The following is a 13,592-nucleotide window of genomic DNA, read 5'->3' as shown; positions in this document are numbered from 1 at the left end:
GGCTGTCACTGCAGGAAGCCCCGCAGCCGCAGTTCGATGGATTTGGGGTTCTCCCCTTCCGCGATAGCGATAATACCGTCGATCATCATGTCTTCGTAGCGGGTACGCTCCCGCACAATTCCGCGCAACTTGTTGGCAACCGGGAAAAACAGCAGGTTCGCCAGAGCCACACCGTAGATGGTGGCGACGAAAGCCGTTGCGATGCCGCTGCCGAGGGACTGGGGGTCCTCCAGGTTGGTCATCACCTGTATCAGCCCCATGACCGCACCGATGATGCCAATGGTCGGGGAATAGCCACCCATGGCTTCGTAAACCCGCGCCGATTCCAGGTCCCGCTGTTCGCGGGAGTCCAGGTCCACCTCCATGATGCTGCGAATAGTCTCGGTCTCGGCGCCATCAACCAGCAACTGAAGGCCCTTGCGCGCAAACCGTTCCGGTTCCTTTTCCGCCAGCCCCTCCAGCCCCAGCAACCCCTGCTTGCGAGCCTTGACGCTCCAGTCGATCACTTTGCCTATGCCATCTTCCAGACTGACATAGGGCGGCAAAAACACCCATCGAACCTGGACAAACGCACGCTTCAGCAGGGGCCAGGAGGTCTGCAGGATGGTGGCAGCCAGTGTGCCGCCGATGACGATCAGCGCCGCCGGAGCATTGAACAGGGAACTGAGGGCGCCGCCCTCCAGCAGGTTGCCGCCCAGGATGGCGGCAAACGCCAGAATGATGCCAAGGAGGCTGAGAATATCCATTAACTCACACCTTCCACCAGCCGCGGACCAATGTCGTTGAGGGCCAGCACCTCATCGGACAACCCGGCCCTGGCAACGGCCATGGGCATGCCGTAGATCACGGAGGATTTTTCATCCTGGGACCAGATCACGGATCCGCCCTGCTTCATCAAACGGCAACCTTCTTTGCCATCAGACCCCATGCCGGTAAGGATGACGCCCAGGGTCTTGCCGGGAAAACTGCGGGCCAGGGAACCAAAAGTGACATCCACACAGGGCTTGTAATTGAGACGGTCGTCGCCGGGCAATATGCGCACCCGGGCCTGGCCACTGCGATTTTCGATCATCATCTGCCGGCCTCCAGGCGCCAGCAGGGCGAGACCGGGCCGGAGCACATCGCCATCCTCGGCCTGGCGCACTTCGATGCGGCAAAGTTTGTTCAGACGCTCGGCGAAGGCAGGCGTGAAGCTGGCCGGCATGTGCTGAACCAGCACGATAGGCGCAGGGAAACTGGCCGGCAACGCGGTTAACACTTTCTGAAGGGCAACCGGACCGCCAGTGGAGGTTCCGATGCCCACCACGTTGTAGTGCCTGGCCGGCCCCCGGCGGGTGGCGCGCCTGGAGGATTCCTCTTCTGCGGGGGGTTCCGGTTGCGTGGGCCGCGCCGCAGGCGTATCGGTACGGGGACGCCCACGGGGTATCCCCCTTTCCTGACGAGGCGCGGGCGCTGCGGCCGATTTTGTCGCCGGTGGTGCAGCAGGTGCGGCTTTTGCGCCCGGGCTGCTACCGGCAACATCCAGTATACGACCAATCAGGATCTTCTGGAGCTGGCTGGAATCCCGGGCGATTTCCTCAAAATTCTTGGGAAGGAAATCGACCGCGCCGGCCTCCAGGGCATCGAGCGTCACCCGGGCGCCCTCGTAGGTCAGGGACGAGAACATCAATACCGGCACCGGGTGGCGCTTCATGATCTCGCGAACGGCTGAAATGCCGTCCATGATCGGCATTTCGTAGTCCATGGTGATGACGTCCGGCCGCAGCTTTTCCGCCAGCTCCACCCCTTCCCGGCCGTTGGTGGCCGCGCCAACGACTTTGATCTGACCGGATGCCGTCAGGATTTCCGTCAAACGCTTGCGGAAAAATCCCGAGTCATCAACAACCAGGACAGAAACTGTCATCCAACTCTCCTAAACCGTGCAGGCCGTGCGCCTCAACCGTACTGCTGAAGCAGGCTGGGAACGTCAATAATCAGGGCAATACGCCCATCCCCGGTAATCGTCGCCCCCGCCATACCCGGCGTGCCCTGGAGTGCGCGGCCCAGGGGTTTGATCACCACTTCTTCCTGGCCGATCAACTGGTCCACAACGAAGCCAACTTTCCGGGTGCCCATCGCGACGATGACAACGTGGGCGTTCTCCGGCTCCGGTTCAGCGGACGCGCCCTTCACCAGCCAGCGCTTGACGTGGAACAGCGGGAAGACCTTCTCCCGCACCACAATGCACTCGCGGCCATCGACGATGTTGGTCTTGCTGAGGTCCAGGTGGAAGATCTCCACCACATTCACCAGTGGCAGCGCGAACGACTGTTCACCCAGCATGATCATCAGCGTAGGCATGATGGCCAGGGTCAGCGGCACTTTAATGACAATTCGCGAGCCTTTGCCAAGTTCCGATTCGACATTCAACTGACCGTTCAGCTGGCCGATCTTGGTTTTTACCACGTCCATGCCGACACCACGGCCGGACACATCGGAAATCTGGTCCTTGGTGGAGAAGCCGGCGGCAAAGATCAGGTTAAAACACTCGCTTTCGGTAAGCCGGTCCGCGGCGTCCTGATCGTATATGCCTTTTTCAACGGCCTTACGACGCAACACCTCGGGATCCATGCCGGCACCGTCATCCTCGATGGACAACAGGATATGATCCCCTTCCTGCTCGGCATTCAGGGTCACTGTACCGCACCGGGGTTTGCCAGCCTTTTCACGAACATCCGGCGCCTCGATACCATGGTCCACCGAGTTACGAACCAGGTGAACAAGGGGGTCCGAGAGGGCTTCCACCAGGTTCTTGTCCAGGTCGGTGTCTTCCCCGTGCATCACCAGGCTGACTTCTTTCTTGAGGCTCCGGGCAAGGTCCCGCACCACCCGGGGAAAGCGGCCAAAGACTTTCTTGATCGGCTGCATCCGTGTCTGCATCACCGCTGACTGGAGGTCAGTGGTGACCACATCCAGATTCGACACCGCCTTGTGCATGTGTTCGTCTTCGCTTGCGGCGCCCAGACGCTGCAAGCGGTTACGCACCAGCACCAGCTCGCCGACCATATTCATGATGTCGTCGAGGCGCTTGGTGTCCACCCGGACAGAGGTCTCAGTTGCGGGCGCCTGTTCTTTCGATGCTGCGGGTGCTCGGGTCTCGGCCTTCTCGGGCGTCTCCGCTTTGGCGGCCGGCGCCGACTTCGCAGTATCGGACGCGGGCTTGCTGGCCGCCTTCGGGCTGCTCTCAGCCGTGGGGCCGCCGCCCTTGCCGTGGAGGTCATCCAACAGCTTCTCGAATTCATCGTCCGTGATCAGGTCGTCACTGCTTTTGCTGGCCTGATCACCGGACTCGGTCGGTGGCTCGATATCAGCATCACCGGCGGGCGCACCGGCGAACTGCCCCTTGCCATGGAGCTCATCCAGCAGTGCCTCGAACTCGTCATCGGTAATGTCATCGTCACTGGCGGCGCTGTCGTCCCCTGCTGCATCAGAGGCAGCTCCCGGGCCGGATGCCTTGTCGGCTTCGGCTTTTTCACCATCCAGCGCGTCCAGCAGTTGTTCGAATTCGTCATCGGTGATATCGCCATGGTCATCACCGCTGGCGGCGTCACTTGTGGTTTGCACCGGGGCTTTGTCGGCACCCCCGGAGGATGTCCCTTCCGGCTCGGCGAGGGCGTCCAGGGCCGCAATCAGAGCTTCTGGAGCTGGCGTCAGTTCCTCATGGTTACGCACCTGCTCGAACATCGCATTGACGTTGTCCAGGACCTCCAGCACCACATCCATCAACTCCGAATCCACTTTGCGCTTGTGATTCCGGAGAATATCGAAGACGTTCTCTGCAGAGTGACAGCAGTTCACCAGGGCTTCCAGCTGAAGGAAACCCGCGCCACCCTTTACGGTATGAAAGCCACGGAATATGGCGTTGAGGAGATCACTGTCATCCGGATTCTGTTCAAGATCCACCAGCTGTTCAGACAGCTTTTCGAGTATCTCGCCTGCTTCAACCAGAAAGTCTTGCAGGATCTCTTCATCGGCATCAAACGCCATGGGTTACCCTCTTAATTCAGAAACCGAGACTGGACAAAAGATCGTCAACATCGTCCTGACCCGATACCACATCTTCACGCTTATCGGCGTTCATCTGCGGGCCTACACCCTGCTCTGCCGACACTTCGTTTGATTCAATCTCATGCACGGTGCCGGTCAGCTGATCGACATGGCTCGCCATCATCACCAGGCCTAGCAGGTGTTCCTCCACTTCCTTCACCAGGTCGGTGACCTTCTGGATCACCTGCCCGGTCAGGTCCTGGAAATCCTGGGCCAGCAGGATTTCCGAGAGGTTGTTGTACATGGTGTCGGCATCCCGGGTCAGCGTTACAAAGAACTGGTCAATCCGGCCGTAGAGGTCCCGGAATTCCGCCGGCTCCATTTCCCGCCGACGCAGGCGCTGCCATTCGTCTCTCAATATCGCCGCCTCATCACGGATGGCGTAGGCCTGAGGCATGGTTTCCTCGACCAGGTCCATGGTGCGATTGGCAGCCTGACCGGTCATTTGCACAACGTATTCCAGGCGGTCGGACGCATCGGTCATTTTTGACAGCGCTTCCTGCTGCTCGGCATTGCGGGGATCGATCTGGAAATTGCGAATGGCTTCGTGGAGGCTGCGGGTAAGCCGCCCGACTTCCCGATACAGGCTTTGATCCCGGACTTCGCTGAGATCATTGATTACGTTCATAGCCCCTGCATAGTCACCGGCATTGACCTGTTCAACCAGCTCGTTGGCCTGTGCGCGGAGCTTTTCCGTCACCTCCGGATCCAGGCCCTGCGGGTTCTTTTTGCTATCGCTCATGAGAGCCCATCCGACCTTTGGTTACTGGATTCGTTCGAAGATTTTCTCAATCTTCTCCTTGAGTACAGCGGCGGTAAACGGCTTCACGACATAGCCATTCACCCCTGCCTGCGCGGCGGCCACAATCTGATCCCGCTTCGCTTCGGCGGTAACCATGAGAACCGGAAGGGTTTTCAGGTTTTCATCGGCACGTACAGCCTTCAGCAGATCAAAACCGGACATACCCGGCATGTTCCAGTCAGTCACCAGGAAATCGTACTTACCGCTTTGCAGCATGGGCAACGCGGTGTTGCCGTCATCCGCTTCGTCGGTATTGGTGAATCCCAGATCACGCAGCAGGTTCTTGATGATCCGTCGCATTGTGGAAAAGTCGTCCACAATGAGGATTTTCATGTTCTTGTCCAATGGGACCTCCAGTTTTGTCACACCCGGAATGCGTTTTATCTTTCTGCCAGACTCTGGCAGGCCGGTGGTTTAACCGCTTATTGTGTGGTGTTTGAACCCGTTGTAAAGCGCCGGTTACCAAAAGCTACAGACAGCCAACCTCAATACACGTTGGGCTCGTGTCGCCAGCCCGTCAGCCTGCCCCGAAGCCTCAGCGCGGCCTGACTGTGGATCTGGCTGACCCGGCTTTCACTCACTCCCAGGACAGCACCGATTTCCTTGAGGTTCAGTTCCTCCTGGTAGTACAGGCTGAGCACCAGTTTTTCCCTCTCGGGGAGCTCGCCAATCGCTTCCGCCAGACTGCGCTTGAAAGCATCAGACGTAATATCGTCCAGCGGATTATCACTGGCCTCTGCTTCCTCTATCGGCAGGTCGCCGGATTCATTGAGCTCATCCAGGCTAAAAAGTTTGCCGCTGTTGGCATCGCTCAGGCTGGAGTGGTATTCATCAAGGGACATCTCCAGCTCTTCAGCGACTTCCTGGTCCTGGGCCTCACGGCCAAGACGATCCTCAACAGCCTTGATGGCCTGGGAGATACGGCGGGCATTACGATGAACGGAACGGGGTACCCAGTCGCCCTTGCGGATTTCATCCACCATGGCGCCCCGGATACGGATACCGGCGTAGGTTTCAAAGGTCGCCCCCTTGGTGGAGCTGTACCGCTGAGCGGCCTCAAGCAGCCCGATCATGCCGGCCTGCATCAGGTCTTCCAGCTGCACCGAGGCCGGCAACCGGGCCATCAGGTGCAACGCGATCTTTTTCACCAGCGGAGCATGTTCTTCCACTAGCCGGGAAGCGCCCCCGACGCCGGTTTTTTGGTAGATTCCCAGGTTATTCGCCAATGTCATGTATCCAGCTTTTTGGTGACAGGATCAATGTCAGACTTCGACGAGCCGCTCCACAAAGAATTCCAGGTGTCCGCGGGGAGATGACGGCAGCGGCCAGTTATCGACCTTCTCCGCCAGAGCCCTGATCGCCAGTGACGCTTTCGCCCTGGGGTAGGCGTCCAGCACCGCTTTCTGCCTCTGCACCGCTTTCCGGACAGCTTCGTCGTAAGGCACCATACCCACGTAGTGTAGTGCCACGTCTAGGAACCGCTCAGTGACCCGGGTCAGCTTTTCAAAAAGATGTTTCCCTTCCTGCTCGTTCCGGACCTGGTTGGCAAGAATACGAAAACGGTGGGTGCCATACTCACGGTTCATCAGCTTGATCAGAGCGTAAGCGTCGGTGATGGAAGTGGGTTCGTCACACACCACCAGCAACAGTTCCTGGGAGGCCCTCAGGAAACTGATGACGGATTCGGAGATCCCCGCTGCGGTATCGACGATGAGGACGTCAATCTGGTCACCGAGTTCGCTGAACGCATTGATCAGACCGGCGTGCTCCATGGAGGTGAGCTGGGTCATGCGCTGGGTTCCCGAGGAGGCCGGCACAATCTTGATACCGCCCGGGCCATCAACCAGAACATCACGCAAGTCGCAATCACCCGCCAGCACATCCGAGAGGTTGCGATTGGCGGTGATACCCAGCAGAACATCTATGTTGGCCAGACCGAGGTCAGCATCCAGTAACACGACACGACGGCCTTTCTGGGCCAGGGCAATGCCCAGGTTAACTGACACGTTGCTCTTACCAACGCCGCCCTTCCCGCCGGAAACTGCAATCACCTGTACCGGATGTGGTTTGCTCATACTTGGTTTTATCTCTCGCCACGTTTGACCGAAGGCTCAGTTGTATTTCAACGGCGCCTGTTCACGCCGGATAGTCCGTCATCCGGTATGGCCGGGGAGTGTTTCAGGCCCCCTCTGCCACCGCCTGTTGTTGCTGGAGTGTTTTAAGCCGCTCCACGGCCAGTCGAACCAGGGGCACCGCTTCGGCGTGGTGCAGATCTTCGGGAATCTTCTGGCCATCCGTGTAATACGCCACGGGCAGACCGGACTCCATGACAAACCCCAAAGATTCACCCAGGGTCAGGGCTTCGTCGACTTTTGTCATCACACAGCCCGCAAGATTAGCCATCTTATAGCAATGCCACACTGATTTCATAATACGCGGTTGGCTGGTCGCTGACACCACCAGATGTGTACGAATCCGGTGATGGCTCCTGGCCAGTTCTGACAGCTGTTGCTCATAGCCCTTGTCAGTGCTGGTCAGGCCGGCGGTATCAATCAGCACCAGGTGGCGATCCGACAACTCGTCGAGGATATCATCAAGGGAATGGCTCTCATCCACCACCCGCACCGGCACATTCAGGATGCGACCGAACACAAACAGCTGCTCATGGGCGGCCACGCGATAACGGTCCGTGGTGACCAGCGCCAGGGAATCCGCACCATGACGCAGGACATGGCGCGCCGCCAGTTTGCCAATGGTGGTGGTCTTGCCGGATCCGGTGGGCCCCACCAGGGCGTATACGCCCCCCTGATCCAGCCACTCGGTTCGTGAGGTTTTCACCCCGGTGGCCAGCATTTTCAGGGATTGCTTCCAGCCATCGTCAAGGCGCCCGCCTTTATGGCGGCGGGACAGGGAACCGGACAGATCGAGGCTCAGGCCGAATTCCTGCAAACGTTCGGACAGGCGCTGCTGAACCGCGTTGGTCGCCGGTTTTTTCGGCTCGGCGGCCCGGGCTCCCACCATGTCCCGCAATGAACTGATCTCGGCCCGCATCTGTGCAAGCTCATCGGAGTAACCACCCGGTGCGCCGGATGAGGCAGCCGATCCGGACTCCGTTGCGGCAGACTCAAGCCCCAGCGCCGAATCGTCGATGAACGCCGAGTTATTGGCATACCCGGCGCCAACGCTTGCCCGCTTCTCGCGAACCTCGCGAATACGGTCCCGGGAACGCCCCAGCTCGTGCTCCAACCGGCGATGTTGTTCCGCCTGCATTTCCGCAAGACGGGACCCGTTGGTGGCCTCCCGGGCCTGCTCACCAAGACGCTGACGCGCCATATTCTCGTCGTAATCCAGCGCCGTCACGATTTCGACACCGCCGTCCACCCGGCGATTGGAGAGTATCACGGCGTCCGGGCCCATCTGTTCCCGTACCTGCTTCAGGGCCTCTGCCATGGTCTGAGCAAAAAAACGTTTTACTTTCATGGTGCCTCATCCTCCACCGGCAACGCCGTGCCTGCGTTGTCCGCTTTGTCATCCGTCGCCGTTACTGCCCGACGGACGCCACAATGGTGATCTGTTTGTTATCCGGAATTTCCTGGTAAGACAGTACGTGCAATCGCTCCACCCCATAACTGGCAAACTTCGCCAGCACCGGTCGCAACGGGCCTGACACCAGCAGAATCGCTGGCTTGCCAAGCATCTCCTGGCGCTGGACGCTCTCCTGCAGGGATCGCTGCAGTTTCTCCACCATGTTCGGCTCCAGCACCAGCCCGATGTCTTCCTGACCGCCGGATTGTTGACTCTGCTGAACTGACTTTAGCAATAACTGTTCCAGGTCCGGGTCCAGGGTGATCACCGGGATCTCCTGCTCGTTGCCACAAATGCTCTGAACGATCATTCGGCGCAGGGCCTGACGGGCAACGGTGGTGAGTAGCTTCGGGTCCTGGCTCTTCGGATGAACGTTAACAATGGACTCCGCGATCGAACGCATATCACGGATCGGCACTTCTTCCTTGAGCAGATTCTGCAGCACCTTCAACAGCAGGCTGATGGAAATGGTGGTTGGCACCAGCTCTTCCGCCAGCTTGGGAGACACCTTCTCCAACTGGTCCAGCCACTTCTGGGTTTCTTCGTGGCCAAGCAGTTCGTGGGCATGCTTCTGCAATATCTGGTTCAGGTGGGTGGCCACCACGGTACTGGCATCCACCACCGTGTACCCCAGGGTCTGGGCCTGATCTTTCTTTTCGGGCTCAATCCAGCTGGCATCCAGACCAAACGCCGGGTCCTTGCCTGCAATTCCCTCGATCTTGCCAAACACCTGGCCAGGGTCGATGGCCAGCTCCCGGTCCGGGTGAATCTCGGCCTCGGCCAGGGTCACGCCCATCAGGGTGATGCGGTACACGTTCGGCATCAGGTCCAGGTTGTCGCGAATGTGGACCGAAGGCATCAGGAACCCCAGATCCTGGGACAGCTTCTTGCGCACCCCCTTGATACGGCTCAGCAACTGACCGCCCTGGGATTTGTCCACCAGCGGGATCAGACGGTACCCAACTTCCAGACCCACGATGTCGACGGTGGCCACATCGTCCCATCCCAGCTCGCGGGTTTCGCCCGGCGCAGGCAGAGCCTGCCCCTGGTCTCCGCCATCCCCTCCGGGTGGAATATCCCGACCCGCAGGCTGCGCGCCTCCGCGAACAGGGAACACGCCATCTTCCTCGACCGTCTGGCGTTCACGTTGCCAGATCAGGTAAGCAGCGGTGGCAGCGATACCGCCAAGCCCCAGAAACGCAACGTGGGGCATACCGGGGATGAGCCCGAGAATAATCAGGATAGCTGCAGCAATAGCCAGCGCCTTGGGCGCGCTGAACATCTGTTGCAGAATCTGGCCACCCATATCCTGGCTGGAGGTTACACGGGTCACCATGATCGCGGCTGACGTCGACAGCAGCAGCGAAGGAATCTGCGCCACCAGACCATCACCAATCGTCAGCAAGGCGTAGTTCTGCGTGGCGGTGCCAAAATCCAGGCCATGCTGCAACATGCCGATGGCAATACCGCCGATCAGGTTGATGGCAAGGATAAGGAGGCCCGCAACCGCGTCACCTTTCACGAACTTGCTGGCGCCGTCCATGGAACCGTAGAAGTCCGCCTCCTGGGCGACCTCCGAACGCCTGTGCTTGGCCTCCTCCTGATTGACCAGACCAGCGTTCAGGTCGGCGTCAATGGCCATCTGTTTGCCGGGCATGGCGTCCAGGGTAAAACGCGCACTGACCTCGGAAACCCGGCCCGCGCCTTTGGTCACCACCAGGAAGTTGATGATCATCAGGATGGCGAACACCACCAGGCCGACGGCGTAATTGCCGCCGATCAACACCGCACCAAAGGATTCGATCACCTTACCGGCGGCATCTCCGCCCTCATGACCGTTCAGCAGTACGATCCGGGTTGAGGCCACGTTCAACGCCAGGCGCAACAGCGTAGCCACCAGCAGCACCGTCGGGAATGAGGCGAACTCCATCGGCCGCAAGGCGTACACGCACACCAGCAGGATCACGATGGACAGGGTGATGTTGAAGGTAAAGAAAACATCCAGCATGAACGCCGGCATGGGCAGGATCATCATTCCCAGCAGCCCCATCAGCATGATGGGTATGCCCAGGTTTCCCCGTGTCAGGGATTTGACGTTGTTCAGGACTAAAGCTCTGTCCATGCCAGGAAACTCTCCGCGTGGCCATGCCTGATGGCATTCAAAGGGTCGGAATTATGACGCTGACGCATCGTTTGCAGGGGTCTTCGCAAGATCCGTACCAGCCCTTACGGGATTTCACTTTTCAGTGCCTGACGCAACCTTTCAGATACGGTATCCTTGCGCCAATCCGACACAGCCGACAGATGAAAGGTGAGCCCATGCCAATCCACGAGGTTAAACACCCCCTGATCCGCCACAAACTCGGCCTGATGCGCCGCGCGGACATCAGCACCAAAAATTTTCGTGAACTGGCACAGGAGGTTGGCGCCCTGCTGACTTACGAAGCCACCCAGGATTTCTCCCTGCAGGAAAAAACCATCGAGGGTTGGGCCGGTCCGGTGAAAATCGAACAGCTCCAGGGCAAGAAAGTCACCATCGTGCCGATCCTGCGTGCCGGCATGGGCATGCTGGACGGTGTCCTCAGCCTCATTCCCGGTGCCCGGGTCAGCGTGGTCGGCCAGATCCGCAACGAGGAGACCCTGGAAGCCAGCACCTATCTGGAAAAACTGGTGGGTGAACTGGATCAGCGCATGGCCATGATCATTGACCCCATGCTCGCCACCGGCGGTTCCCTGATCTCCACCATTGATTTGCTGAAAAAGGCCGGCAGCACCGAAATTCGCGCGCTGATTCTGGTGGCCGCGCCGGAAGGCGTGCAGAAGGTTCTGGAGAAACATCCGGACGTGTCCATCTATACGGCCTCAATTGACGAGCGCCTGAACGAAAAAGGCTATATCCTTCCCGGACTTGGTGATGCCGGCGACAAAATTTTCGGCACCAAGCAAAAGGACGTCTGAACATGCAGGATCACACCACCGACCCGACCTGGAAACAGGTTGTCGCGGGCTCGCAAATGCTGCTGGTGGCCTTTGGCGCACTGGTGCTGATGCCACTGATCACCGGCCTTGATCCCAACGTCGCGCTGTTTACCGCCGGTCTCGGCACGCTGATCTTCCACATTGTCACCGGCGGCCAGATCCCCATCTTCCTGGCCTCCTCCTTTGCCTTTATCGCCCCGGTCATCGCCGCCAAGGGCCGCTTCGGCCTGGAAGAAACCCTGGGTGGCCTGATGGCTGCCGGTATTCTCTACATCATCCTCAGTGGCGCCGTCAGACTCCGTGGTACCGGTTTTGTCACACGGTTGCTGCCGCCGGTGGTGATCGGCCCGGTGATCATGGTGATTGGTCTGGGACTGGCACCCGTCGCTGTACACATGGCCTCGGGCCGTAGCGGCGACGGCGCCGCCGAACTGGTGCCCTACGACACCGCCATCTGGATTGCGATGATCTCCCTGGTGGTAACCGTCGTCATGTCGGTGTGGGCCAAAGGCATTTTCCGGCTGATTCCCATCATGTTTGGCGTGATCGTCGGCTATACCCTCTCCGCGTTCGCCGGCATTGTGGATCTGACACCCATTCAGGAAGCGCCCTGGCTTGCCGTTCCCAACTTTGTCGCACCGGCATTCAGCTGGAGCGCCATCCTGTTCATGATCCCGGTGGCCATCGCGCCAGCCATTGAGCATATCGGCGACATCCTCGCCATCGGCAACGTGACCCGCAAGAACTACCTGGAAAAGCCGGGCCTGCATCGCACCCTGCTGGGTGACGGCCTGGCCACCAGCGCCGCCTCCCTGCTCGGCGGACCGCCCAACACCACCTATTCGGAAGTCACCGGCGCCGTGGTGCTGACCCGCAATTTCAACCCGAAAGTGATGTGGTGGGCTGCGATCATCGCCATCGTGCTGGCCTTTGTCGGCAAATTTGGCGCCGCCCTGCAGACCATCCCGGTACCGGTCATGGGCGGCATCCTCTGCCTGCTATTCGGCTCGATCGCGGTGGTGGGCCTGAATACCCTGATCCGCCACCAGGTCGATCTGTCCCAGTCGCGCAACTTGGTCATCGTTGCCATCACCCTGGTGTTCGGCATCGGTGGCATGGCCATCGGCCAGTTCGAGGGCATCGCCCTGAGCGCCGTGGTGGCGATTGCCCTTAACCTGATACTGCCGGGCACACGTGAAGCCTGGGGAAAGGCCATTTATGAGCAAAAAGCCGACTGACAGTTCCGGCATCAGCTTTACTGCCCTCTACACCGGTGCCGTCTGGCACCGGCACGGGCTTTCCGACGACGCCCTGTCCACAGAACAGGGCCGCTGGCTCTACCACCTGATGAGCCCCTTCGAAACCGCCAGCAAGGCGGCCATCGGCGGCAACATCCGCACCTTCCTGCTGCAACGCCACCTGATCATCGACCACCTGATTGACCAGGCTGTCCAGGAGGACGGCGTCGACCAGGTCCTGGAAATCGCCTGCGGCATGTCCCCCAGAGGTATCCGTCTGCGGGAGAAGCACCCCACCCTGAAGATGGTGGAAGCCGACCTGCCCGACATGGCCACCCGCAAAGCCGCCCGTCTCCTGGCCGCAGGTCACCTTGGGGAGCACCACCAGGTCACCCCGATCGATATCCTGGCCGAATCCGGCGACTACACCCTGGAAGCCGTAGTCGCCCGCGCCTTCGACAACACCAAGCCCATCGTGGTGGTCACCGAGGGCCTGACCAGCTACTTCTCCCTGGAAGTCATCACCGAATTCTGGCAACGCCTGGCCAAACTCCTGGCCGACCGCCCCGGCTCGGTGTACCTGTCCGAAAGCTACCTGATGCCAAGGCAACCGCTGCTAAGAAACTCCCTGAAAACCCTCGGCGGCCTCCTGGGCACCCTGACCCGCAGCCAGGTCAGCTTCCACTTCGAGGACGACCAGCAGGCCTGTGACCATTTCCAGGCTTCCGGGTTTCCTTCGGTTCGCGTCTACAATCCCCGTGAGTTTTATGGCCTGCTGCCGATTCCTGAAAGCCGCCATGATCCTATGGTTCGGGTTGTTAGTGCTCGGGTTTGAGCTTTGGGCTTTTTGATCTTGTAGCCTGATGGGTATGGGGGAAGATGGTTGTGGTTGCCCCCTCCCA

General features: G+C 59.6%; 12 protein-coding genes. 3 read left to right on the top strand and 9 right to left on the bottom strand.

The genetic code is table 11. The features are described from left to right. Window positions 1–5: 5 nt before the first annotated feature. The 9 genes from ACJO5Y_RS02195 to flhA form a co-directional block, all read right to left on the bottom strand. Window positions 6–746, bottom strand: a complete 741-nt coding sequence (locus tag ACJO5Y_RS02195) for a flagellar motor protein (RefSeq protein WP_406984744.1) — start codon at window positions 744–746, stop codon at window positions 6–8. Next, window positions 746–1,903: a protein-glutamate methylesterase/protein-glutamine glutaminase gene (locus ACJO5Y_RS02190; RefSeq protein WP_406984743.1), complete on the bottom strand. Its 1,158-nt coding sequence runs from the start codon at window positions 1,901–1,903 to the stop codon at window positions 746–748. Before ACJO5Y_RS02190 ends, ACJO5Y_RS02195 begins: the two co-directional genes overlap by 1 nt. Before the next feature lie 32 nt (window positions 1,904–1,935). Next, window positions 1,936–4,026, bottom strand: a complete 2,091-nt coding sequence (locus tag ACJO5Y_RS02185) for a chemotaxis protein CheW (RefSeq protein WP_406984742.1) — start codon at window positions 4,024–4,026, stop codon at window positions 1,936–1,938. A 16-nt stretch (window positions 4,027–4,042) separates the two neighbouring features. Further along, window positions 4,043–4,828, bottom strand: coding sequence for a protein phosphatase CheZ (locus tag ACJO5Y_RS02180; RefSeq protein ID WP_406984741.1), 786 nt, complete (start codon window positions 4,826–4,828; stop codon window positions 4,043–4,045). Between the two features lie 21 nt (window positions 4,829–4,849). Continuing rightward, window positions 4,850–5,233, bottom strand: coding sequence for a chemotaxis response regulator CheY (cheY, locus tag ACJO5Y_RS02175; RefSeq protein WP_012136125.1), 384 nt, complete (start codon window positions 5,231–5,233; stop codon window positions 4,850–4,852). A gap of 140 nt (window positions 5,234–5,373) precedes the next feature. Then, window positions 5,374–6,120: an RNA polymerase sigma factor FliA gene (locus tag ACJO5Y_RS02170; protein WP_406984740.1), complete on the bottom strand. Its 747-nt coding sequence runs from the start codon at window positions 6,118–6,120 to the stop codon at window positions 5,374–5,376. A gap of 30 nt (window positions 6,121–6,150) precedes the next feature. Further along, complete coding sequence (locus ACJO5Y_RS02165; protein ID WP_406984739.1) at window positions 6,151–6,963, bottom strand: MinD/ParA family protein; 813 nt, start codon at window positions 6,961–6,963, stop codon at window positions 6,151–6,153. 103 nt (window positions 6,964–7,066) lie between these two features. Next, window positions 7,067–8,368: a flagellar biosynthesis GTPase FlhF gene (gene flhF / locus ACJO5Y_RS02160; protein WP_406984738.1), complete on the bottom strand. Its 1,302-nt coding sequence runs from the start codon at window positions 8,366–8,368 to the stop codon at window positions 7,067–7,069. A gap of 61 nt (window positions 8,369–8,429) precedes the next feature. After that, complete coding sequence (gene flhA / locus ACJO5Y_RS02155) at window positions 8,430–10,595, bottom strand: flagellar biosynthesis protein FlhA (RefSeq protein ID WP_406984737.1); 2,166 nt, start codon at window positions 10,593–10,595, stop codon at window positions 8,430–8,432. A 197-nt stretch (window positions 10,596–10,792) separates the two neighbouring features. Here flhA and upp point away from each other — a divergent pair, with 197 nt between their 5' ends. From upp to ACJO5Y_RS02140, 3 genes are read left to right on the top strand one after another with little or no spacing between them, the layout of a single operon-like run. Then, window positions 10,793–11,431 carry a uracil phosphoribosyltransferase gene (gene upp / locus ACJO5Y_RS02150; protein ID WP_406984736.1) on the top strand — a complete coding sequence of 213 codons (639 nt, stop codon included), beginning with the start codon at window positions 10,793–10,795 and terminating at the stop codon, window positions 11,429–11,431. A 2-nt stretch (window positions 11,432–11,433) separates the two neighbouring features. Beyond that, window positions 11,434–12,690, top strand: coding sequence for a uracil-xanthine permease family protein (locus ACJO5Y_RS02145; RefSeq protein ID WP_406984734.1), 1,257 nt, complete (start codon window positions 11,434–11,436; stop codon window positions 12,688–12,690). Then, window positions 12,671–13,525, top strand: a complete 855-nt coding sequence (locus tag ACJO5Y_RS02140) for a class I SAM-dependent methyltransferase (RefSeq protein ID WP_406984732.1) — start codon at window positions 12,671–12,673, stop codon at window positions 13,523–13,525. Before ACJO5Y_RS02145 ends, ACJO5Y_RS02140 begins: the two co-directional genes overlap by 20 nt. Window positions 13,526–13,592: the final 67 nt, after the last annotated feature.

Source organism: Marinobacter alkalisoli, from assembly GCF_045449855.1.
Lineage (GTDB): Bacteria > Pseudomonadota > Gammaproteobacteria > Pseudomonadales > Oleiphilaceae > Marinobacter.
This window is presented reverse-complemented; position numbering and strand designations above follow the sequence as displayed.